The sequence below is a fragment of the Mycobacterium sp. NGS63 genome (genome assembly GCF_059812295.1).
In genome coordinates this window covers 678,759-699,453 of sequence record NZ_JCALCJ010000004.1, presented here as the reverse complement: position 1 = coordinate 699,453, position 20,695 = coordinate 678,759, and the positions used below count along the sequence as shown (strand labels likewise).

Annotated in this window: 22 protein-coding genes and 1 pseudogene; 5 read left to right on the top strand and 18 right to left on the bottom strand. The window is 70.4% G+C overall.

Annotation, left to right across the window (positions count from 1 at the left end):
- Window positions 1–526: 526 nt before the first annotated feature.
- From AC5Y4Z_RS14030 to AC5Y4Z_RS14005, 6 genes are all read right to left on the bottom strand, one after another.
- Window positions 527–1,687, bottom strand: a complete 1,161-nt coding sequence (locus tag AC5Y4Z_RS14030; RefSeq protein WP_499964717.1) for an acyl-CoA dehydrogenase family protein — start codon at window positions 1,685–1,687, stop codon at window positions 527–529.
- A gap of 89 nt (window positions 1,688–1,776) precedes the next feature.
- Window positions 1,777–3,207, bottom strand: coding sequence for a GTPase HflX (gene hflX / locus AC5Y4Z_RS14025; protein WP_499964715.1), 1,431 nt, complete (start codon window positions 3,205–3,207; stop codon window positions 1,777–1,779).
- Between the two features lie 46 nt (window positions 3,208–3,253).
- Window positions 3,254–4,120, bottom strand: a complete 867-nt coding sequence (gene dapF / locus AC5Y4Z_RS14020) for a diaminopimelate epimerase (RefSeq protein ID WP_499964713.1) — start codon at window positions 4,118–4,120, stop codon at window positions 3,254–3,256.
- Between the two features lie 4 nt (window positions 4,121–4,124).
- Window positions 4,125–5,030, bottom strand: a complete 906-nt coding sequence (gene miaA / locus AC5Y4Z_RS14015) for a tRNA (adenosine(37)-N6)-dimethylallyltransferase MiaA (RefSeq protein WP_499964843.1) — start codon at window positions 5,028–5,030, stop codon at window positions 4,125–4,127.
- Window positions 5,031–5,038: 8 nt separating this feature from the next.
- Entirely contained in the window at window positions 5,039–5,728 is a 690-nt protein-coding gene (locus AC5Y4Z_RS14010; RefSeq protein ID WP_499964709.1) for a class III extradiol ring-cleavage dioxygenase family protein, read from the bottom strand.
- A gap of 24 nt (window positions 5,729–5,752) precedes the next feature.
- Window positions 5,753–6,712, bottom strand: a complete 960-nt coding sequence (locus AC5Y4Z_RS14005; protein ID WP_499964707.1) for a DMT family transporter — start codon at window positions 6,710–6,712, stop codon at window positions 5,753–5,755.
- Between the two features lie 279 nt (window positions 6,713–6,991).
- On the opposite strand from AC5Y4Z_RS14005, the gene AC5Y4Z_RS14000 reads away from it, so the two are divergent.
- Window positions 6,992–8,317, top strand: coding sequence for a DUF349 domain-containing protein (locus AC5Y4Z_RS14000; RefSeq protein WP_499964705.1), 1,326 nt, complete (start codon window positions 6,992–6,994; stop codon window positions 8,315–8,317).
- On the opposite strand, the pseudogene AC5Y4Z_RS13995 reads toward AC5Y4Z_RS14000, so the two are convergent.
- From AC5Y4Z_RS13995 to recA, 5 genes and pseudogenes are all read right to left on the bottom strand, one after another.
- Window positions 8,314–8,454 (bottom strand): annotated as a pseudogene (locus AC5Y4Z_RS13995) (hypothetical protein); the annotation flags it as partial. The gene AC5Y4Z_RS14000 and the pseudogene AC5Y4Z_RS13995 overlap by 4 nt on opposite strands.
- Before the next feature lie 19 nt (window positions 8,455–8,473).
- Window positions 8,474–9,076: an Rv2732c family membrane protein gene (locus AC5Y4Z_RS13990; RefSeq protein WP_499964703.1), complete on the bottom strand. Its 603-nt coding sequence runs from the start codon at window positions 9,074–9,076 to the stop codon at window positions 8,474–8,476.
- Window positions 9,064–10,566, bottom strand: a complete 1,503-nt coding sequence (gene miaB / locus AC5Y4Z_RS13985; protein ID WP_499964701.1) for a tRNA (N6-isopentenyl adenosine(37)-C2)-methylthiotransferase MiaB — start codon at window positions 10,564–10,566, stop codon at window positions 9,064–9,066. Before miaB ends, AC5Y4Z_RS13990 begins: the two co-directional genes overlap by 13 nt.
- 44 nt (window positions 10,567–10,610) lie before the next feature.
- Complete coding sequence (gene recX / locus AC5Y4Z_RS13980; protein WP_499964698.1) at window positions 10,611–11,123, bottom strand: recombination regulator RecX; 513 nt, start codon at window positions 11,121–11,123, stop codon at window positions 10,611–10,613.
- The gene (recA, locus tag AC5Y4Z_RS13975; RefSeq protein ID WP_499964693.1) at window positions 11,095–13,236 is read right to left on the bottom strand and encodes an intein-containing recombinase RecA; all 2,142 of its coding nucleotides are present in this window, start codon (window positions 13,234–13,236) and stop codon (window positions 11,095–11,097) included. Before recA ends, recX begins: the two co-directional genes overlap by 29 nt.
- A 224-nt stretch (window positions 13,237–13,460) precedes the next feature.
- On the opposite strand from recA, the gene AC5Y4Z_RS13970 reads away from it, so the two are divergent.
- Window positions 13,461–14,126, top strand: a complete 666-nt coding sequence (locus AC5Y4Z_RS13970) for a (2Fe-2S)-binding protein (protein WP_499964841.1) — start codon at window positions 13,461–13,463, stop codon at window positions 14,124–14,126.
- 96 nt (window positions 14,127–14,222) lie between these two features.
- Here the strand turns inward: AC5Y4Z_RS13970 and AC5Y4Z_RS13965 are convergent, their stop codons facing one another.
- Together AC5Y4Z_RS13965 and AC5Y4Z_RS13960 are read right to left on the bottom strand one after the other, a co-directional pair.
- Window positions 14,223–14,417, bottom strand: a complete 195-nt coding sequence (locus tag AC5Y4Z_RS13965) for a DUF3046 domain-containing protein (RefSeq protein ID WP_499964690.1) — start codon at window positions 14,415–14,417, stop codon at window positions 14,223–14,225.
- Window positions 14,418–14,427: 10 nt separating this feature from the next.
- Window positions 14,428–15,594 carry a glycosyltransferase gene (locus tag AC5Y4Z_RS13960; protein ID WP_499964686.1) on the bottom strand — a complete coding sequence of 389 codons (1,167 nt, stop codon included), beginning with the start codon at window positions 15,592–15,594 and terminating at the stop codon, window positions 14,428–14,430.
- 40 nt (window positions 15,595–15,634) lie between these two features.
- Between AC5Y4Z_RS13960 and AC5Y4Z_RS13955 the strand changes: the two genes are divergently transcribed.
- Together AC5Y4Z_RS13955 and AC5Y4Z_RS13950 are read left to right on the top strand one after the other, a co-directional pair.
- The gene (locus AC5Y4Z_RS13955) at window positions 15,635–16,066 is read left to right on the top strand and encodes a limonene-1,2-epoxide hydrolase family protein (protein ID WP_499964684.1); all 432 of its coding nucleotides are present in this window, start codon (window positions 15,635–15,637) and stop codon (window positions 16,064–16,066) included.
- Window positions 16,067–16,068: 2 nt separating this feature from the next.
- Window positions 16,069–16,461, top strand: coding sequence for a DUF5313 domain-containing protein (locus AC5Y4Z_RS13950; protein WP_499964681.1), 393 nt, complete (start codon window positions 16,069–16,071; stop codon window positions 16,459–16,461).
- Here the strand turns inward: AC5Y4Z_RS13950 and pspM are convergent, their stop codons facing one another.
- From pspM to pgsA, 4 genes are all read right to left on the bottom strand, one after another.
- Window positions 16,462–17,268: a phage shock envelope stress response protein PspM gene (gene pspM, locus AC5Y4Z_RS13945; protein ID WP_499964679.1), complete on the bottom strand. Its 807-nt coding sequence runs from the start codon at window positions 17,266–17,268 to the stop codon at window positions 16,462–16,464.
- Window positions 17,269–17,286: 18 nt separating this feature from the next.
- Window positions 17,287–18,114 carry a phage shock protein PspA gene (gene pspA, locus AC5Y4Z_RS13940; RefSeq protein WP_499964677.1) on the bottom strand — a complete coding sequence of 276 codons (828 nt, stop codon included), beginning with the start codon at window positions 18,112–18,114 and terminating at the stop codon, window positions 17,287–17,289.
- 105 nt (window positions 18,115–18,219) lie between these two features.
- Window positions 18,220–18,546: a transcriptional regulator ClgR gene (gene clgR / locus AC5Y4Z_RS13935; RefSeq protein ID WP_499964675.1), complete on the bottom strand. Its 327-nt coding sequence runs from the start codon at window positions 18,544–18,546 to the stop codon at window positions 18,220–18,222.
- A gap of 103 nt (window positions 18,547–18,649) precedes the next feature.
- On the bottom strand, window positions 18,650–19,249 hold the full coding sequence (gene pgsA, locus AC5Y4Z_RS13930) for a CDP-diacylglycerol--glycerol-3-phosphate 3-phosphatidyltransferase (protein WP_499964673.1): 600 nt from the start codon (window positions 19,247–19,249) through the stop codon (window positions 18,650–18,652).
- A gap of 56 nt (window positions 19,250–19,305) precedes the next feature.
- On the opposite strand from pgsA, the gene AC5Y4Z_RS13925 reads away from it, so the two are divergent.
- Window positions 19,306–19,821 (top strand): amino-acid N-acetyltransferase, encoded by a 516-nt coding sequence (locus AC5Y4Z_RS13925; RefSeq protein ID WP_499964670.1) that lies wholly within the window; start codon window positions 19,306–19,308, stop codon window positions 19,819–19,821.
- Window positions 19,822–19,825: 4 nt separating this feature from the next.
- Here the strand turns inward: AC5Y4Z_RS13925 and AC5Y4Z_RS13920 are convergent, their stop codons facing one another.
- Window positions 19,826–20,620, bottom strand: coding sequence for a PE family protein (locus AC5Y4Z_RS13920; RefSeq protein WP_499964666.1), 795 nt, complete (start codon window positions 20,618–20,620; stop codon window positions 19,826–19,828).
- Between the last annotated feature and the right edge of the window lie 75 nt (window positions 20,621–20,695).

Here is a 20,695-nt window from a genome sequence, read left to right as displayed (position 1 = left end):
ACACGGCCGGCGCCAGCAATCCGGCGGCCATCACCGCCGCCGCCATGCCGATCACCGCGCGCCCGACCAGCCTGCGCATCCGACCTCTCTGCCCGTTCACCAAGCCTCCCAGTCGAGGGTTAGCCCCCTATCACTGGCCACGCCCGCACCTGCAAGCCCCGCGAGCGGGTCGTACCCCCACCGCGAGGAAGTAACCCCGTTACGAACCGGATTATCGCCGGGCTCGCATAACTTTGCCTTCGCCGACAGGCAATGCGAAGTCAAATTACGAAAATTGCGAAAACGGTGACCGGGCCGATGTCGAAATGATGCCGGATTACGCCCTAACCGCGACCGACCTCCCAACGAGGCATCGCGACCGACAGACGACAAACCCATGCGCCGACGGTACGCGAAGCCGTTAGCCCGTCGGCGATCTGCCCGCCCAAACGACCATTTCGGCCATTCATTATTTGACGGGCTACCTAGATGGCCGCCACCCGCGTAAGGTCTTCGCCGCGATTGCGGTTGCGCGGCAACGGGATTGCTAGACGCCGAGGCTGCGGCCGACGATTTCCTTCATGATCTCGGTCGTGCCGCCGTAGATGGTCTGCACCCGAGCGTCGAGATAGGCTCGCGCCACAGGGTATTCGCGCATGTAGCCGTAGCCGCCGTGCAGCTGCAGGCAGCGGTCGATCAGGTGCACCTGCTTCTCGGTGGAATACCACTTGGCCATCGCGGCCTGTTCGGCCGTCAGCTTTCCGTCCAGGTGCAGGCGGATGAACTCGTCGACCATGATGCGCACCACGGTGGCCTCGGTGGCCAGCTCGGCGAGCACGAAGCGGCTGTTCTGGAAGCTGCCGATCGGCTTGCCAAATGCCTTGCGCTCCTTGGTGTATTGCAGCGTGTCCTCGAGCACCTGCTCCATGGCCGCGGCGGCCATGATGGCGATGTTGATCCGTTCCTGGGGCAGGTTGCGCATGAGGTAGATGAACCCCATGCCCTCCTCGCCGAGCAGGTTTTCGGTCGGCACGTGCACGTCGGTGAACGACAGCTCGGCGGTGTCCTGGGCGTCCAGCCCGATCTTGTCCAGGTGCCGGCCGCGTTCGAAGCCCTCCATGCCGCGTTCGACGACGAGCAGCGAAAAGCCCTGGGCGCCCTTGTCGGGGTCGGTCTGGGCCACCACGATCACCAGGTCGGAGTTGATTCCGTTGGTGATGAACGTCTTTGATCCGTTCAGGACGTAGTGGTCGCCCTGCTTGACCGCGCGGGTCTTGATGCCCTGCAGGTCGCTGCCGGTTCCCGGCTCGGTCATCGCGATCGCGGTGATCAGCTCGCCGGTGCAGAACTTGGGCAGCCAGCGCTGCTTTTGTTCGTCGTTGGCCAGGCTCAGCAGATAGGGCGCGATGATGTCGTTGTGCAGGCCGAAGCCGATCCCGCTGTAGCGCCCGGCGGTGGTCTCCTCGGTGATGACCGTGTTGTACCGGAAGTCGGGGTTGCCGCCGCCGCCGTACTCCTCGGGCACCGCCATGCCCAGGAAGCCCTGCTTGCCGGCCTCGAGCCACACCCCGCGGTCGACGATCTTCGCCTTCTCCCACTCGTCGTGATACGGCGCCACATGGCGATCGAGGAAGGCGCGGTAGGACTCGCGGAACAGGTCGTGCTCGGGCTCGAAAAGAGTGCGCTGGTACTTGACGGCACCGCTCATGGGTAACCTCCGCTGGCTTCCGGGCGAATGGGACTCTTCGGCCCAAGATATACCAACCAGCCGGTTGGTCGGCATTCGACGGCCCAGTCTCAGTCCGCGGTCGAGAACTCGCGCAGCGCGGCGGCCAGCGCCATCGGCACGCGGGCGCGGATGCGGGTGCCGTCGGCGTCGTGTTCTTCGCGCTGGACGCGCCCGTCGGCGTGCACCCGGGCGACCAGGTCACCGCGCTCGTACGGGATCACCACGTCCACGACGGTGTCGGTGGGCTTTGACAGCTGAGCGAGCTCGGCGATGCGCCGCCGCAGGCCGTCGATGCCCTCGCCGGTGCGCGCGGAAACGAACAGCGCGCCGGGCAGCCCGTGGCGCAGCTTGGCCAGCGCCAGGTCGCCGGCGGCGTCGACCTTGTTGACCACCAGCAGCTCCGGCGGCGCGTCACCGTCATGGTCGGCGATCACCTCCGCGATGACCTGGCGCACCGCGTTGATCTGGGCCGCCGGGTTGACGTCGGAGCCGTCGACCACGTGCACCAAGAGGTCTGCGTCGACGACCTCTTCCAGGGTGGAGCGGAACGCCTCGACCAGCTGGGTGGGCAGATGGCGGACGAACCCGACGGTGTCGGTGAGCACGAAGGGCCGCCCGTCGACGAGTTCCGCGCGCCGGGTGGTCGGCTCGAGGGTCGCGAACAGCGCGTCCTGCACCAGCACCCCGGCCCCGGTCAGCGCGTTGAGCAGGCTGGACTTGCCGGCGTTGGTGTAGCCGACGATCGCGATCGACGGGATGTCGCTCGCCAGCCGGCGGCTGCGCTGCGTGTCACGGGCCTGCTTCATGTCCTTGATCTCGCGGCGCAGCTTGGCCATCCGTTCGCGGATGCGCCGCCGGTCGGTCTCGATCTTGGTCTCACCGGGGCCGCGCAGGCCCACCCCGCCGCCGCTGCCGCCGGCGCGGCCGCCGGCCTGCCGCGACATCGACTCGCCCCAGCCGCGCAGCCGCGGCAGCATGTACTCCATCTGGGCCAGCGACACCTGGGCCTTGCCCTCCCGGCTGGTGGCGTGCTGGGCGAAGATGTCGAGGATCAGCGCGGTGCGGTCGATGACCTTGACCTTGACGGCCTTTTCCAGCGCGGTCAGCTGCGCCGGGGACAGTTCGCCGTCGCAGATGACGGTGTCGGCGCCGGTCGCCACGACCACCTCGCGCAGCTCGGCCGCCTTGCCGGAGCCGATGTAGGTCGACGGGTCCGGCTTGTCGCGGCGCTGGATGAGGCCCTCGAGCACCTGCGAGCCGGCGGTCTCGGCCAGCGCCGCCAGCTCGGCCATGCTGGCCTGGTTGTCGGCGGCGCTGCCCTCGGTCCACACGCCGACCAGCACGACGCGCTCCAGCCGCAGCTGGCGGTACTCGACCTCGGAGACGTCGGCGAGTTCGGTGGACAGCCCGGCGACCCGGCGCAGGGCCGAGCGGTCTTCGAGGGCGAGTTCGCCCGCGCTGGGCTCGAGATCGGGAAAGGGAGCTTCGGGATGTGTCATAGGCAATTAGCAATACTGCACGCCAAATCGGTGGCGTGCATCCGAATTATTGTGCGCGCCACCAATCCTCGCTGAGCTCGCCGCGGGCCACCAGCACCGACGGCCCGCGCAGGTAGCTGGTGGCGTCGGTGATCGTCACCGCGACGTCGCCGCCGGGCACCCGCACGGTCAGCGTGCCGGTGTCGGCGCCGGACTCGGCCAGCGCGGCGACGGCGGCCGCGACGGTCCCGGTGCCACACGAGCGCGTCTCCCCCACCCCGCGCTCGTGCACCCTCATCCGGACCGAGCCGCCGGCCGGGGCGGTGAGCACCTCGACGTTGACGCCGTCGGGGAATTGGGCGCGGTCGAATTCCACGGGCGCGCCCACGTCCAGGGCCGCGAGCGCTTCGGCGCTCAGCTGCGGGTCCACGCACGCCAGGTGCGGGTTGCCCACGTCGACGGCCAGGCCGGTGAAACGCCGGCCGCCGACGACCGCCTGCCCGCTGCCCACCCGGTTGGCCTTGCCCATGTCGACGGTGACGTCGGCGTCGGTGTCACCGGCGCGGTGCAGCACGACGGGTCGCGCGCCGGCCAGCGAGCCGACGACGAACTCGTCGCGGGCTTCCAGCCCGCTGACCCGCAGGTAGTGCGCGAACACCCGCACGCCGTTGCCGCACATCTGTGCGGTCGACCCGTCGGCGTTGCGGTAGTCCATGTACCAGTCGCTCACGCCGACGCCGTCGGGCAGGCGGTCGAGCACGCCCACCCGCAGGGCCGCGCCCGCTGTGGTGACCCGCAGCACCCCGTCGGCGCCCAGGCCGCGGCGCCGGTCGCACAGCGCGGCCACCCGGGCGGCGGTCAGCGTCAGCTCCGCGTCGAGGTCGGGCAGCAGCACGAAGTCGTTCTGCGTGCCGTGGCCCTTGGCGAACAACATCTGATCAGGATACGTCCCGCCACGCCCGCACGGCGTCGCCGACGAGGTCGGCGCCGGCGGCGTCGAGCCAGCGGATGCGGTGGTCGCGGCGAAACCACGACCGCTGCCGCCGCACGTAGCGGCGGGTGGCGACGAACGTCGGTTCCCGCGCGCCGTCGCCGTCGCCGCCGGCGTCCAGGTCGGCGATCACCTGGGCGTAGCCCACGGCGCGCGAGGCGGTGACCCCGTCGCGCAGACCCTCGCCGAGCAGCCCGCGCACCTCGCCGACCAGGCCGCCGTCGAACATCGCCTCGGTGCGCCGGGCCAGCCTCTCGTCGAGAAGCGTTGTCTCGCAGTCCAATCCGACGATGACGGTGTCCCATCGCGGGACGCCGATGCGCGGCGCGGACGCGGCGAACGGGCGCCCGGTGAGTTCGACGACCTCGAGGGCGCGCACCGTGCGGCGGCCGTCGGTGGGCAGGATCGCCGCGGCGGCGGCCGGGTCGCGGCGGGCCAGCTCGGCGTGCAGGCTGCCCACCCCGACCTCGGCGAGCCGTTGTTCCCAGCGCGCGCGCACCGCGGGATCGGTCGCGGGAAACGACCAGTCGTCCAGCAGGGATTGGATGTAGAGCATCGAGCCGCCGACGATCACCGGCACCGCGCCGCGGGCGGCGATCGCCTCGACGTCGGCGGCGGCGGCGCGCTGATAGCGGGCGACGGTGGCGGTCTCGGTGACGTTGAGCACGTCGAGCTGGTGATGGGGAATGCCGCGACGCGCTGCGGGGGGCAGCTTGGCGGTGCCGATGTCCATGCCGCGGTACTGCTGCATCGCGTCGGCGTTCACGATCTCCGCGCCCAGCTCTTCTGCGACGTCGAGCGCCAGGTCCGACTTGCCGGTGCCGGTGGGCCCGACGATCGCCAGGGGTCGCACGGCCTCGCTCACAGCTGCCAGATGCCGGCGAAGTAGCCCACGCCGTAGGGCGCGCCCCGGTAGAGCTCCTTGGCCGATCGCGGCCCCGGCTCGGCGAGGCCCGCCAGCACTCCGAACGCGACCCGGCCGCGGATCTGGGGCGCCAGCGCGGTCAGCGCGGCGGCGTCCCCGTCGGCCAGGGCGTCGTCCAGGGCGCGTTGCGCGTCGGCGTCGCCCGGCCGGTAGCCGCCGGGGGCGGCCGGCGTGAGGGTGTTCGCGCCGTCGGCGACGACCAGCACCCCGACCGGGTCCGGCGCGCGGTCGAGCTCGGCGCGCAGGCGCCTCCCGCGGGCCAGGGCGGCCTCGGCGTCGTGGTCGAAGCGGTAGACGCGGACCTGCACGTCGGCGTCCGGCCGGGCCCGGCCCCGCACCCACGCGGCCAGCAGCGCGCACACCGGCAACTCGGCGGGCGGGTCCTGCGCGCGCGGGGACAGCGCGACACGCAGGTCGGCGCCGAAGCCGGCGAGGGTGCCGCTGGGGCCGTCGGGCTCCAGCACGCGGTCGTCGTCGCCCGTCCCGACGGCCACCCAGCGCGGCGGCAACAGCGCGGCCGCGGCCAGCACCGCGGCGGTTAGGTCGGCGACCTCGGCGGCGGCCGCGCCGGCGAGCTCGGGGACGAGCAGCGGCGCCGAGGGAACGATCGCGATGGGGCCCAGCACGTGACCAAACTTAGCCGGGAGGCGCTAGGTGATGGTCCGGCTTCCGTTCGGCGTGGCCGGGGCGACGCCCGGGGGCAGGGGGGTCTCGTCGCGGACGGCCAACAGCACGTCACGGCCCGTGCCCGCCGCCATGGACGCGGCCTCCCCGCGCGCCAGGGCAACCGTCGCGATGATCACCAGCGCCACCGCCGCGACCAGAACGATCGACTCGGGGCCCCTGGCCTTCAGGGTCTCGTCGAGCACAAAGACGCCCAGCACGCCGGCCACCACCGGCTTGCAGACGGTCATCGTCGGCAACGACGCGGTCAGCGCGCCGGCCCGAAAAGCGGACTGCTGGAAGATCATTCCGCACAGCGCCGCCGCCAGCCACGGATAGAACTCGGGGGCGCGCAGCACGGCACCGGGGCCCGCCTCGAGCACCTCGACGATGCCCTTGGTCAGCACCGCGAACAGCGCCAACGACGAGCCCGCGACCACCGCCAGCAGGGCCGCCGCGATCGGGCGGCCGGACCAGATCCGCGCCGCCAGCACGCACACCACCAGGGCGGGGCCCAGCACCACGGCCACGACGAGCCACGTCGACCACGGCGCCCGCTGGTTGCCGGCCGTCGGGTCGCCGACGATGACGACCACCGCCAGCGCGGCCGCCAGCACGAACGCCCACATCCACTCCCAGCGGGTGACGCGGTGCTTGGTCAGCCGCGCGTAGATCGGCAGCGCGAACAACAGCGCGGTCACCTGCAGCGCCGTCACGAGCACCACCGACCCCCACGCCAGGGCCGCGGCCTGCAGGGTGTAGTTGGTCACGGCCGCCACGCCGCCCAGCCACCACCGCTTGTCGCGCAACGACATCCGGAACAACTCGAGGTGGCCGACTTCTTTGTCCGTGATCTCCTGCGCGGAGCGCTGCCGGACCACGTCGCCGATCGCCGAGGCCAGCGCCGCGCACAACGCGATCAGCGCCGCCACGTCAACTTTCGTCATGGGAACCCCTCACCAGCGCTCCCCCCGAAAGCCTTGTGTACACGCGCCGTTCCTTAGCAGTTCAACGACCACTGTACGGCCAGTGCGCCGGGTCCGCGGCCGCAGCGGTGTCCGCCACGGTACCGGGCGGCGCGGCGCCGCCGGATGACCCGGGCGGCGGTGGAATCGAACCGTTACCCCGTGCGGGCGGTAACTGGTAGGCGCGCTCGACCGGCCAAGCTGCTTGAATACTGTTGGAGCCTGCGCGAACGGTTTTGGCAGAAGGGTGGTGACGAGCGCATGACGGCGGACGAGCCCGGCAGCGACGCCACACCCAAGCCCGCGCCGCGTCCGGGACCGCGTCCCGGACCCCGGCCCGCGAGCCCGGGCCCACACCCGCTGGCCGCGCACCCGGCCAGCGACCCGCACCGGTTCGGCCGCGTCGACGACGACGGCACGGTCTGGCTGATCAGCTCGGCCGGCGAGCGTGTCATCGGCTCCTGGCAGGCCGGCGACCGGGAGGCCGCCTTCGCCCACTTCGGCCGTCGCTTCGACGACCTGAGCACCGAGATCACGCTGATGGAGGAACGGCTGGCCTCGGGGACCGGGGACGCCCGCAAGATCAAGGCCAACGCGTCGGCGCTGTCGGAGACGCTGCCGAGTGCCAGCGTGCTGGGCGACATCGACGCGCTGGCGGCCCGGCTGGCCGGGATCCTCGAGCACGCCGACGCGACCATCGCGACCGACCGTTCCAAGCGCGAGGAGCACCGGGCCGCCCAGACCGCCCGCAAGGAGGCACTGGCCGCCGAGGCCGAGGAACTGGCCGCCAACTCGACGCAGTGGAAGGCGGCCGGCGACCGGCTGCGCGCCATCCTCGATGAGTGGAAGACGATCAGCGGCCTGGACCGCAAGGTCGACGACGCGCTGTGGAAGCGCTACTCCGCGGCGCGGGACACCTTCAACCGCCGGCGCGGAGCCCACTTCGCCGAGCTGGACCGGGAGCGCTCGGGGGTCCGGCAGTCCAAGGAACGGCTCTGCGAGCGGGCCGAGGAGCTGTCCGACTCGACGGACTGGACCGCCACCAGCGCCGAGTTCCGCAAGCTGCTCACCGAGTGGAAGGCGGCCGGGCGCACCACCCGCGATGTCGACGACGCGCTGTGGCGGCGCTTCAAGGCCGCCCAGGACTGCTTCTTCACCGCGCGCAACGCCGCGACGGCGGAAAAGGACGCCGAGTTTCGCGCCAACGCCACCGCCAAGGAGGCGCTGCTGGCCGAGGCGGAGAAGCTCGACACGAGCAACCTGGATGCGGCGCGCGCGGCGCTGCGGTCCATCGCCGACAAATGGGACGCGATCGGAAAGGTGCCGCGGGAGCGGTCCGCCGAGTTGGAGAGGCGCCTGCGCGCGGTCGAGAAGAAGGTGCGCGACGCCGGCGAGGCGGACTGGTCCGACCCCCAGGCGCAGGCCCGCGCCGAGCAGTTCCGCACCCGCGCCGAGCAGTACGAGCAGCAGGCCCAGAAGGCGGCGACGGCCGGCCGGGTTAAGGAGGCCGAGGAGGCCAGGGCCAACGCCGAACAGTGGCGACAATGGGCCGACGCGGCCGCCGAGGCGCTGACCCGCAGAAGCTAGCCTTCGGGTTTCAGCGTCGTATCGGCCCAGTCGGTCCAGTCCTCGGCGGGTCCCCAATCGGCGATCCCGGCCAGCGGCCGCTCGTCATTCTCCAGACGCTGCTCGGCGTATGCCTGCGCGTCCGGATCGGCCCGGTGGCCGGCAACCCGCCTGGGGTTACGCACCGCGATCCTCGGGAGGCAGCGTCCCGTCGTCCAGGCTCTCCAGCAGCGTCCTGGACTGTTGCTGGGCGGCGACGCGGCGGCGTTGCTCCTCGGCCGCCAAGTGGACGGCGGTGCGCGCCCAGACCACCCGGGCCCAGTGAAATGTCAACAGGATCACGGTGATCCACGCGAGGAAGAGCCCCACCCCGGGGCCGGGGTGTCCGGCGGCCACGGTCTGGCGCGACCACACGGCCAGCAGCCCGGTCGCCGACGCGATCGACGAGCCCGCCAGCGCGACCCAGGCCAGGGCCCAGCGGCGCGTCAGCAGCGCCAGCATCGAGAAGCCCACCCCGAACACCAGCGCCAGCCAGGCGAACACCCGCGACGGCAGTCCCACCGCGGCCGCACCGGCGCCGTGGCTGGAAAACAGCACGTCCCATCCGCGCACGTGGCCGGTGTGCGGCAGGATGAACGAGGCCAGCAGCACGAACACCAGGATCGCGACCACCAAAGCCCTTGCGCCGGGGTCGATCTCGCGGGCCACGCGGCGTTCGGCGGCCTCGATTTCGGTTCGCAACGCGTCGATGTCGGTGTCTTCGTTCTTCATCGGGCACATCCCAGGGGTTCTTTCGGATCGGTGGTCGGCCCGACGGCGGGCATGCCGAGGCCGATGGTGCGCGGGCGCTGCCCGGCGGCGTGCGCGTCGCCCGCGCGCGTGCGGCGGTGGATGAGGATGCCCGCGTCGGCGATGAGGTGATGGGGCGCGGCCTCGGTGATCGTCGTCGTGACGACGTCGCCGGGCCGCACCGCGTCGTCGGCCGCGAAGTGCACCAGCCGGCCGTCGCGCGCCCGCCCCGTCATGCGCGCGGTGCGCGTGTCCTTGCGTCCCTCGCCGGCGGCGACGAGCAGCTCGACGGTCCGGCCGATCAGGGCCTGGTTGCCCTCCAGCGAGATTTTTTCCTGCAGGTCGACCAGCCGCTCGTAGCGTTCCTGCACAACGGCTTTCGGCAGCTGATCGGGCAGTTCGGCGGCCGGGGTGCCGGGTCGCTTGGAGTATTGGAAGGTGAACGCGGCCGCGAACCGGGCCCGCCGGACGACGTCGAGGGTGGCGGCGAAGTCCTCCTCGGTCTCGCCGGGAAACCCGACGATCAGGTCGGTGGTGATGGCCGCGTGCGGCATGGCCGCGCGGACGCTGTCGATGATGCCCAGGTAACGCTCGGCGCGGTACGAGCGGCGCATGGCGCGCAGCACCCGGTCGGATCCCGACTGCAGCGGCATGTGCAGCGCCGGGCAGACGTTGGGCGTCTGCGCCATCGCCTCGATGACGTCGTCGGTGAACTCGGCCGGGTGCGGCGAGGTGAACCGCACCCGTTCCAGCCCGTCGATCTCTCCGCAGGCCCGCAGCAACTGTGCGAAGGCGCCACGGTCGCGATGCTGCGCGGGGTCGGCGAAAGACACGCCGTAGGCGTTGACGTTCTGGCCCAGCAGGGTGACTTCGAGCACGCCGTCGTCGACCAGCGACCGCACCTCGGCCAGGATGTCGGCCGGGCTGCGGTCGACCTCCTTGCCGCGCAGCGACGGCACGATGCAGAACGTGCACGTGTTGTTGCACCCGACCGAGATGGAAACCCAGGCGGCGTAGGCGGATTCGCGGGCGGTTGGCAGGTTGGACGGAAACTCTTGGAGTGCCTCTTTGATTTCAACCTGGGCGGTGCGGTTGTGGCGGGCCCGGTCGAGCAGCGTCGGCAGCGAGCCGATGTTGTGCGTGCCGAAGACGACGTCGACCCACGGCGCCTTGCGCAGCAGCGCGTCGCGGTCCTTCTGGGCCAGGCAGCCGCCGACCGCGATCTGCATGTCGGGGTTGCCGCGCTTGCGCGGGGCCAGGTGGCTGAGGTTGCCGTACAGCTTGTTGTCGGCGTTCTCCCGCACGGCGCAGGTGTTGAAGACCACGACGTCGGCGTCGGCTCCGTCGGCCGCGCGGGCGTAGCCGGCCGCCTCCAGCAACCCCGCCAACCGCTCGGAGTCGTGGACGTTCATCTGGCAGCCGTAGGTGCGCACCTGGTAGGTGCGCGCCTCGGCCGCCAGCGAAGTCACCGTCGAAGTCACGGGGCCATGGTACGGCGACCGGGACTTACGGGATTAACCCGCAGCTAGACGCGGCGGCGCTCCCGTTCGGCGGCCAGCTCGGCCAGCACGACCTCGCACGCGAGGTTCTGGCTGTAGCCGCGACGCGCCAGCATCCCGACCAGCCGGCGCGTCACCCGCGTTTCGTCGCTCAGCGTCTCCCGCCGCAACTTGGACCGCACCAGCTCCTCGGCGCGGTCACGCTCGGCGCCGGCGTCGATGCCGGCCAGCGCCGCGGTGATCACGTCGTTGTCGATTCCCTTGGTGTGCAGCTCGGCGGCCAGGGCGCGTTTGCTCTTTCCCGCCCTCGCGTGGCGCGAGGTCACCCACTGCTCGGCGAACTCGATGTCGTCGATCAGGCCGACGGAGGCCAGCCGGTCGAGCACCCGCTTCGTGACGTCGTCGGGGTAGCCGCGCTTGGCCAGCTGCCCGGCCAGCTCGGAACGGGTGCGCGCCCTCGCGGTGAGCAGGCGCAGGCACAGCGCCCGCGCCTGCTCTTCGCGGGGTGGCTCAGAAGTCGACGGGAGCGGGGAGGACATCGCCGGAGGGGTCGTCGGTCACGACCGCGCCAATGCCGAGCTTTTCCTTGATCTTCTTCTCGATCTCGTTGGCCACGTCGGCGTTTTCCATCAGAAAGTTGCGGACGTTCTCCTTGCCCTGGCCCAGCTGCTCGCCCTCGTAGGTGAACCACGAGCCGGACTTGCGGATGAAGCCCTGGTCCACACCCATGTCGATCAGCGAGCCCTCGCGGCTGATGCCCCTGCCGTAGAGGATGTCGAACTCGGCCTGCTTGAACGGCGGCGACACCTTGTTCTTGACGACCTTGACCCGGGTGCGGTTGCCGACCGCGTTGGTGCCGTCCTTGAGTGTCTCGATCCGGCGCACGTCCATGCGCACCGACGCGTAGAACTTCAAAGCCTTTCCGCCCGTTGTCGTTTCGGGCGAGTTATGCACCATCACTCCGTCAACGAAGTAGTTGTGGTTGCCCTCGACCTCGATGTCGAACCGGTTCATGGATCGCGTGTGCGGTTTGACATGCACATCCAGAACGCGGGCCGGCACCAGCTGCTGTGTGGGTTCGGTGAACTGTGGCGTTACCGTCCCCTGTCCGCGGAACCGCGGCAACAGCTTGTACTCCATGGACGGCGCCATGTACGGCGCGACCAGTTCCTGGAACTTCGCCGTGGCCGCGGTGGAGAACACCAGGACCGCCTTGCCGGCCGCGCCGGCAAGGCGTAGCCGGACATCCAGGCCGTGCGTGTCGCGCAGATAGTCGCGCAACCGTACCCGCGTGCCTTCGGTCATGGCCTCGACGCAGATCGCGATGCGCCCGCTGCCGCCGGCGGTCCGTTCCTGCAAACCCTTGGAGCGCAAGGTGAATGAGCCGTCATCCATGTACCAAATAGCCAGAGCGAGGGGCGTAAGCGCCTTGAGGTACTCCTCGGAGAGGAATTTCTTGCCGTCCCCGAGGTAGACCGCGCGCTGAAGCTCGGCGAGCTCCGGCAGTGGGGTGAAGTCGACGAAGCTCGCGCCCTTGGCGTTCTCCCGCACCGTATGCGAAATGTTGCCCATCAACGCGGTCTTCCACCGCAGGTACTCCACCTGCTTGGCGCCGTGACCCAACCGGAAACGAACTCCGTTTCGATCGCGCCGGTTGGGCGAGAGGTTCCCGTCGCCCATCAAAGACCCCAGTACCACCTGGAACTGCTGGTCGCTGAGTAGATGCGGTTCGGCGGCCAGCACCCGGTCACCGGTGTTGAGGTCACCGGCCTCGGTCCAGCCACCGGGCGTGCGGATCAGGTGGTTGGGGGTGGCCGCGAACTGCGATTTGCCGTTGCCGCCGGACTTTTCGACGGTGAACTGCAAGAACTGCTCGGCCGGTCCGTTGTTGAACCAGTTGACGACCTTGCGCGGGACGACCCGATCGGTCGCCGGGTCGTAGGACAGCACCTCGACGTCCATCTTGTTGTTGACGATCTTGCCGATCTTTTCGGTGGAGCCGTCGGCGAGGGTCACTCGGGTGGAGTAGTTCATGCACCCGAACATCACGCCGATTTTTTCGCGGAGCTGGTTGATGAAGATCGCCGTGGTTCCCGAGTTGTTGAGCGCGCCGGTCATCTTCCGCAGCGCCTGGCTCATCAGCCGGGCCTGCAGGCCGACGTGGCTGTCGCCCATCTCGCCCTCGAGCTCCGCGCGCGGCACCAGGGCCGCCACCGAGTCGATGACCAGGATGTCCAGCGCGCCGGAGCGGATCAGCATGTCGGCGATCTCGAGGGCCTGCTCCCCCGTGTCGGGCTGGCTGACCAGCAGCGAGTCGGTGTCCACGCCGAGCTTCTTGGCGTAGTCGGGGTCCAGCGCGTGCTCGGCGTCGATGAACGCCGCGACGCCGCCGGCGGCCTGCGCGTTGGCCACCGCGTGCAGGGCCACGGTGGTCTTACCCGAGGACTCCGGGCCGTAGATCTCCACGACCCGGCCCCGTGGCAGGCCGCCGATGCCCAGGGCCACGTCCAGGGCGATGGATCCGGTCGGGATGACCGAGATCGGTTGGCGCATCTCGTCGCCGAGACGCATCACCGATCCTTTGCCGTAGCTCTTTTCGATCTGGGCCATCGCCAGCTCGAGAGCCTTCTCGCGGTCGGGGGCTTGCGTCATGGTGCCTCTTCCTATCGTCGTTGGGTTCTTCTGACCGGTATCGGTCGGTTGGTCGTGACCCTAGGGAAGGCCACCGACAAGTCGGTCTCCGAACGCTTCCCACAGTAGCCGAACACGTGTTCGATTCAAGCGGACACGCCGGGCGCGGCGCGGGTGTGGCACCATCTGTCTGCCCCGCCCGGGAGCCGGGCGGATCTCCCCCGACCAGGATGGGTGGCCCGGACATGGACATCTCGGCCGCGCTGGCCGAAGTCGCTTCCCACGGGGGCTTTTTCGCGCTCACCGTGGGCGGCGCCGCGGCTGGATGGCACCCGGCCCGGCAGGCCTACGCCGACGGCTTCACCGACCTGATCGACGCCACCGCCCGCCGCTACCACACGTCCGACCTGCGGATCGGCGCCTCGCTGGTGCATCTCGGGCACGCCACGCGGCTGTGGTCACCCGTGCTCGCCTGCGCCGTGGGCCACGGCGTCGTCCCCGACCTGAGCGAGCTGCAGCGCGCGGACGACGGCCCGCGGCTGCGCATGCCCAAGCCCGTCGGGAAGGGCTCGCCGTCGGCCGAGCTGCTGTACCGCGTCGTCGTGCACGAGCACCTGGAGCCGCTGGCCGCCGGCCTGCGGGTGAAGCTGGCGCCCGGCCTGCTGGCGGGCAACATCGCGTCGGCGCTCGTCGGGGCGGCGCGGGCTTTGCTCGCCGCGCGCCCGGACCTGCGCGGCCCGGTCGCCGCGATCACCGGCGCGCTGCTGGACACCGGCGTGCTGGCCGGATCCGGCGTGCTCGACGGGTCGGGCTTCCGGCGCCGCAGTTGCTGCCTGTTCTACCGCGTCCCCGGGGGTTCGCTGTGCGGCGATTGCGCGCTTCGCCGGCCGCCGCCCCGGAATCGATTGTGAAACCTGGGCTTTGATTGTGAAGCCCGGGCGAAAACCGGGCCCGAAATCCGCCCTGCGCTCACACCCAAAGCCGTGAGCTCACACTCGATGCCCGAGTCACCACTGGTCGCGCGGCACGTCGAAGTCGACGCACAGCGCGCGCCAGACGTCGCGCGGCTCGACGCCGTCCTCGATGGCCTGCTCGGCGGTCTTGCCTCCGAAACCGCTCAGCACGTGATCGGCCAGCACCGACGCGCCGTATGCCGCGCCGAACCGCAAGACCACCCGCTCGTTGAACTCCGTCAGCCGCACGTCAGCCAACTTACCCAGCGAGCGCCAGCGCTTCGTGGCACACGGCCACCGGGTCGGCGACGTCGGCGGCGCCTGCGGCGGCCCGCCGCGCGGCCTGCAGGTAGGCCGGTGCCGACAGCACCCCACCGACCGCGGCCACCAGCGCGTCGGCGCTCAGCGGCCGGATCAGTCGGCCGCTGCCCTGGCGTGCCACCCGGTTGGCCATCTCCCACTGGTCCCCGCCGCCGGGCACCACCACCAGCGGCACCCCGGCCAGCATCGTCTTGGCCACCATGCCGTGGCCGCCGCCGCAGACCACCAGGTCGGCGTGCGTCAACAGCTCCGACTGGCGCCCCAGCCCGGCCACCGCGTACGGCGGCAGCGTCAGCTCGGGCCCGCCCAGCCACGAGATCACCAGCCGCGAACCGGCGGGCAGCGTCTCCCCCGGCACCAGGCATTCCAGCGCGACTTCGGCCAGGCCCGCCGTCCCCGTCAGCGCCGTCGACGGCGCGATCACCACCACCGGCCCGTCGCCCGCCGGGATGGCGAGCACCCGGTCGGTCGGCTCGAAGTGCAACGGCCCGACGACGACGGCCTCCTCCGGCCAGTCGGGGCGAGGGACCTCCAGGGCGGGCAGCGTGGCGATCAGCCGGCGCAACGGTCCCGGGTCGACGGCGGGCAGCCCGATCTCGAGCCGGGCGGACCCGCGCTGCTTGATGCCGGCCCGCCACGACCGCGCGGTCAGCGCGCGCATCGTGGCGTCGCGCAGCCGGCCGCGCACGCCGGTGCCCGGCGCCAGCCCGCTGCCGATCGGCGGCAGGCCCTTCGACGGCAGGTACAGCGGATGCGGGTTGAGCTCGATCCACGGGATGCCCAACAGCTCGGCCGCCATGCCGCCGCCGGCGGTGATGACGTCGGACACCACCAGATCGGGCGACAGGTCCCGCAGCGCCGGCACGTTGAGCACGGCCATCCGCGCCGCGCGCCGGTGGATGCGCGCCCCGGCGTCGACGTCCTCGTCGGTGGCCGCGAGCCCGTCCAGCTCGACGGCCTTCACGCCGGCGGCGCGGGCGGCACCGGTCCATTCCTCGCCGGTGAACAGGACGGGCTCGTCGCCCGCCTCGGCGAAGCGTTGGCACAGTGCGATCGCGGGAAACGAGTGGCCGGGATCCGGCCCGGCGACCACGGCGACACGCATCGGCCCTACCCTGCCACAGCGCCGGGCTACCCTGGCAACCATGACCGAGCTGACTGGGACAGGCGTGGCGAACACCCGCACGGTCGAGGGTTTCCTGAACGCCCTGCAGGACACGGATTACGACGCCGCGGCCGCCGCGCTGGACGACAACCTGGTCTACCAGAACGTCGGCCTGCCGACGATCCACGGCCGCGCCAGGGCGATGAAGCTGTTCCGGATGATGGAGGGCCGCGCCGCGTTCGAGGTGAAGATCCACCGCGTCGCGGCCGACGGCGCCGCGGTGCTCACCGAACGCACCGACGCGCTGATCTTCGGCCCGCTGCGGCTGCAGTTCTGGGTGTGCGGCGTGTTCGAGGTGCACAACGGGCGAATCACGTTGTGGCGCGACTACTTCGACTTCTTCGACATGTTCAAGGCGACTTTGCGCGGCCTGGCCGCGGTGGTGGTGCCGTCGCTGAAGGCGTCGTTCTAGCGATGAACACGGCCCGCACCAAGCCCAACGCCTGGCAGTTCGTCCGCTACTGCGCCGGCGCGCGGCTGCCCGACTCGATGCGCGACTGGGTGCGCGACGACCTGGCCGGCAAGGGCGCAACCGGCCGGATGATGAGGCGCGTCGCGGTGCCGGCGGTGCTGGTGCTCGCGCCGTTCTGGTTGATCCCGACGACGCTGGACGTCCACCTGAGCATGACGCTGCCGATCCTCATCCCGTTCGTCTATTTCTCGCACGCGCTGAACAAGGTGTGGCGCCGTCACATGCTGGCCGTGCACGACCTGGACCCCGACCTCGTCGACGAGCGCGCCCGCGAGCGCGATGCCCACATCCACCGGGCGTACATCGAGCGCTACGGCCCGCGGCCCGAGGACTAGTCAGCGCCGGGGCAGCCCGCCCAGTTCGTCGAACGCCTGCGCCCAACCGAGCAGCCGATCGGTGGCGCCGACCAGCTCGCTGCGGTAGCGCTGCTGCGCCGCCCCGGTGTCACCGTTGGCCGAGGACACCAATTGCGCTGCGGCGGTGACCATTTCGTTGTACTGGCGCACGCCGGCGCTCAGCTGCGCGGTGAACGCGTTGATGGTGGGCACCAGATACGACCGCGACGAGTCGGAATGCTGGGCCGCCCGCTCCATCGACACCACCTCGGTGGCGGTGGCCGCCATCGCCGCCGAAGTCTTGCGGGCCGCGGAGGTCAGGTCGTCGATCTCGCCCGCCGGCAGCATGGAGCCGCGCTCGATCACCCCCAGCAGCGAGAAGAACCCGCGCTCGGAGGCGCCCAGCGCGTACATCGCTGGCCGGGCGGCCGAACCGGGCGGGGGCAGCCGGCGGCTGGCGGCGGGCCGCTGCACGGGCAGCGGCTCGGCCCGCAGCCAGCGGTAGCGAAGCAGCAGCAGCGTCGCGGGGATGGCCAGCACGACCGCGACCGCACCCGTGATCTCCAGCAGCAACGCGAACCAGCCCCAGGCCGCCAAAACACCCGTCACCGCGATCCAGAACAGGCAGCCGACGCTGAAGATCAGGCCCCACCGCAGCGCCCGGCGGCGACGGCGCAGCAGCCGGGCCCGCGGATCGGCGGCGGCGCTGATCCTTCGGGCGACCACCTCGGAGAGGTCGGCGGCGGTCTCGAATCCCCGCTGCAGCAACGCGCGCCACGACCCGCGCTGGGTCGCTTTCACCGCCATCGCAGGCCGTCCGGGCCGTTACTGACCAAAGGGCTTCTCGGCGACTTGGCCACCGGCGGTCTCGGCGGGCGCGGGCGTGGCCGGGGCGCCCTCGGGAGCGGCCGTCCCGCCGGCGGGCAGGGCCTCGCCCCGCATCGACGCGCGGATCTGCTCCAGCCGCGAGTGGCCGGCCATCTGGATGCCGGCCTGCTCGACCTCGAGCATGCGGCCCTGCACCGAACCCTTGGCGAGTTCGGCCGCGCCGACGGCGTTGGCGTAGCGGCGTTCGATCTTGTCGCGGACCTCGTCGAGGTTGGGCGTGGTGCCCGGCGCGGCGATCTCGCTCATCGACCGCAGCGACGCGCTGACCTGCTCCTGCATCTTGGCCTGCTCGAGCTGGCTGAGCAGCTTGGTGCGCTCGGCGATCTTCTGCTGCAACACCATCGAGTTCTGTTCGACGGCCTTCTTGGCCTGGGCCGCGGCCGACAGCGCCTGGTCGTGCAGGGTCTTGAGGTCCTCGACGCTCTGCTCGGCGGTCACCAGCTGGGCCGCGAACGCCTCGGCGGCGTTGTTGTACTCGGTGGCCTTGGCGGCATCCCCCGCGGCGGTGGCCTGGTCGGCCAGGGTCAGCGCCTGACGCACGTTGACCTGCAGCTTCTCGATGTCGGCCAGTTGCCGGTTGAGCCGCATCTCCAGCTGGCGCTGGTTGCCGATCACCTGCGCGGCCTGCTGGGTCAGCGCCTGGTGCTGGCGTTGCGCCTCCTCGATGGCCTGCTGGATCTGGACCTTCGGGTCGGCGTGCTCGTCAATCTTGGCGTTGAACAGCGCCATGAGGTATTTCCACGCTTTGACGAACGGATTGGCCATCAGTCAGCTCCACCTTCGCTTCTGGTCTGCCGGGCAAGCACCCTGTCGCTCAATTTAACGGGTCGGCGCCGATCGCCCCACCCCTCGCGCGTCGCGCCGGGGCGGTCAGGCCACGGCCAGCGACGCGACGGGGGGAATGACGACCTTGGTGCCGGGGTCGATGGTGCTCGCGCCGGCCTCGGCGTGGGCGGTGCGTTCCTCGCTGGCCATCCGCTCGCCGGCGCCGGTGAGGACCGTCGACAGCGGCACGTCCAGGGCGTCGCAGATGGCGTTGAGCAGCTCGCTGGACGGCTCCTTGCGCCCGCGCTCGACCTCCGAGAGGTACCCGAGGCTCACCCGGGCCGAATCCGACACCTCGCGCAGCGTCCGGCCCTGTGACGTCCGGGCCCGGCGCAACACGTCCCCGATGACCTCGCGCATCAATGGCGGCATCCTGCTCTCCTTCGTCCAGTCGGCCCTGCCCACACGTCAACAACCCCACTTTCAAGCAGGCGCTCATTACGCTCAACGCCGCCGGCGCCGGGCTGGTTCCCGCTCAGTCGGTGGCTTCTCGCACGGTCTTGACGGTGCCCGCCACGTAGTCGACGCCGGTGACGACGGTGAGCACGATCGCGATCCCCATCACCACCGACGCCGCCACCTGGAACGGCCCGGACAGCGGCAGCACGAACAGGCCGATCGCCAGCGCCTGCACCACGGTCTTGAGCTTGCCGCCCCAGCTGGCGGGGATGACGCCGCGGCGGATCACAGCCAGGCGCAGCAGCGTGACCACCAGCTCGCGGGTCATGATCACCACGGTCACCCACCACGGCAGGTCGCCCAGCATCGACAGGCCGATCAGCGCCGACCCGATCAAGAACTTGTCCGCGATCGGATCCACGAACGCGCCGAATTCGGTTGCCATGCCGTAGTTTCGCGCCAGCAGCCCGTCGAACCGGTCGGTGAGACACGCGATGGCGAAGATCACGAAAGCGGCTATGCGGTTGGTGATCTGGTGGCCATCGGCGGTGAACAGCGCGAGCAGGAAGACCGGGACCAGCACCAGCCGCAGCAGGGTCAGGGTGTTGGCGAGGTTGGCGATGCGGGCGCGGCCGGTCGGTCCGGTTAGTGGACCCGTCTGCGGCTGTCCCGACACGGCATCAGAATAACGGTTGACCAGCGCGCCCTTTCGCGTCGCCGATACTGTTACCCGTGACCGAAAGTTCCCGGGGCCGCCTGACGGCGGTCCGGCGTGCGCGAACCTCGGATGTCCCCGCGATCAAACAACTCGTCGACACCTATTCGGGGCGGATCCTGCTGGAGAAGAACCTCGTGACGCTGTACGAGGCCGTCCAGGAGTTCTGGGTGGCCGAATACGAGTCCAGGGTGGTCGGCTGCGGCGCGCTGCACGTGCTGTGGGCCGACCTCGGAGAGATCCGCACCGTCGCGGTCGACCCGGCGATGACGGGCCACGGCATCGGCCACGCGATCGTCGACCGGCTGCTCGAGGTGGCGCGCGAGCTGCAGCTGCGGCGGCTGTTCGTGCTGACCTTCGAGACGGAGTTCTTCGGCAGGCACGGGTTCACCGAGATCGAGGGCACGCCCGTCACCGCCGAGGTGTACGAGGAGATGTGCCGGTCCTACGACATCGGTGTCGCCGAATTCCTGGACCTGAGCTACGTCAAGCCCAACATCCTGGGCAACTCCCGGATGCTGCTGGTGCTCTGACGCATTAAATGGCGAAAGCCGGTGACCCGTTGAAGACGACCCACGGGACGAACGGCTCGCCGGACTGCGAGATAAACGAGACCCCGGTGGGACCCAGCGGGCCATAGCTTTCCAGAATGCTCGCGCTTACCGGATAGCTACCGAAGATCGGCTGGTTGTAATAAAAGCCCTGCGCGGTGTCCCAGAAGTTGGTGGCATAGAAGGAATACTCGAAACTGTTCGGCCCGACCGGGAGGCCCGACAAAGTCCAGCCGAACCCGTTGTTCAAAAACCCGAGATGGTAATCGAACGGCGTCAAAGGCGCATCCGGCGGCCCTATCGTGGTCGGCGAGACAAAGGCGTTAGCCGACACCAATGAAAAGTTGCCGAGTGGAGTTCCTATATAGGCGTCCAAGGTCGACAAATTGTCCGACGAGGTCGTCGTGACAGTAACCGGACCGTAGCGTTGGCTTCCGGTGGTGGGCGTGCTGGCGGCGGCCACCGGCGCATTTACCGCATGAATGGCGGTTTGCTGAGCGTTGGCGACCTCGGTGTTCAGGTATTGAGACGCCCCGCCGCTCAACAAGTTCACGAACCGATCGTGAAAAGCCGTCGCCTGGGCGCTCGCGGCTTGAAATGCTCCGGCATGGCCGGCGAACAAAGCGGTAATCGCCGCAGAAACCTCATCACCGGCCGGGGCCGCGATCGCGGTGGTTGGTGTCACCGCCGTGGCGACCGCGCTGCGCAGAGTGGAGCCGATATTCGCCAGGTTCCCGCTTGCCGCGGAAACGAGATCGGGCACGACGGTCAATGACGCCATAGCTAGCCTCCTCGGCTGAATCGCCCCCGGCGGGGGTAGCCTAGCCCGCTACCTGGCGCGCCGAGCGTGAAGTGG

Bases quoted from the DNA above. Each gene is read 5' to 3' on its own strand.
- AC5Y4Z_RS14000 (WP_499964705.1), top strand. From the start codon at position 6,992: ATGACGGCGGACGAGCCCGGCAGCGACGCCACACCCAAGCCCGCGCCG.
- AC5Y4Z_RS13990 (WP_499964703.1), bottom strand. From the start codon at position 9,076: ATGTGCCCGATGAAGAACGAAGACACCGACATCGACGCGTTGCGAACC.
- recA (WP_499964693.1), bottom strand. From the start codon at position 13,236: ATGACGCAAGCCCCCGACCGCGAGAAGGCTCTCGAGCTGGCGATGGCC.
- dapF (WP_499964713.1), bottom strand. From the start codon at position 4,120: ATGTTGTTCGCCAAGGGCCACGGCACGCAGAACGACTTCGTGCTGCTG.
- recX (WP_499964698.1), bottom strand. From the start codon at position 11,123: ATGTCCTCCCCGCTCCCGTCGACTTCTGAGCCACCCCGCGAAGAGCAG.
- AC5Y4Z_RS14030 (WP_499964717.1), bottom strand. From the start codon at position 1,687: ATGAGCGGTGCCGTCAAGTACCAGCGCACTCTTTTCGAGCCCGAGCAC.
- AC5Y4Z_RS13960 (WP_499964686.1), bottom strand. From the start codon at position 15,594: ATGCGTGTCGCCGTGGTCGCCGGGCCGGATCCCGGCCACTCGTTTCCC.
- pspA (WP_499964677.1), bottom strand. From the start codon at position 18,114: ATGGCCAATCCGTTCGTCAAAGCGTGGAAATACCTCATGGCGCTGTTC.
- hflX (WP_499964715.1), bottom strand. From the start codon at position 3,207: ATGACACATCCCGAAGCTCCCTTTCCCGATCTCGAGCCCAGCGCGGGC.
- AC5Y4Z_RS13970 (WP_499964841.1), top strand. From the start codon at position 13,461: ATGGACATCTCGGCCGCGCTGGCCGAAGTCGCTTCCCACGGGGGCTTT.
- AC5Y4Z_RS13920 (WP_499964666.1), bottom strand. From the start codon at position 20,620: ATGGCGTCATTGACCGTCGTGCCCGATCTCGTTTCCGCGGCAAGCGGG.
- AC5Y4Z_RS13950 (WP_499964681.1), top strand. From the start codon at position 16,069: ATGAACACGGCCCGCACCAAGCCCAACGCCTGGCAGTTCGTCCGCTAC.
- AC5Y4Z_RS13955 (WP_499964684.1), top strand. From the start codon at position 15,635: ATGACCGAGCTGACTGGGACAGGCGTGGCGAACACCCGCACGGTCGAG.
- clgR (WP_499964675.1), bottom strand. From the start codon at position 18,546: ATGCCGCCATTGATGCGCGAGGTCATCGGGGACGTGTTGCGCCGGGCC.
- AC5Y4Z_RS14005 (WP_499964707.1), bottom strand. From the start codon at position 6,712: ATGACGAAAGTTGACGTGGCGGCGCTGATCGCGTTGTGCGCGGCGCTG.
- pspM (WP_499964679.1), bottom strand. From the start codon at position 17,268: ATGGCGGTGAAAGCGACCCAGCGCGGGTCGTGGCGCGCGTTGCTGCAG.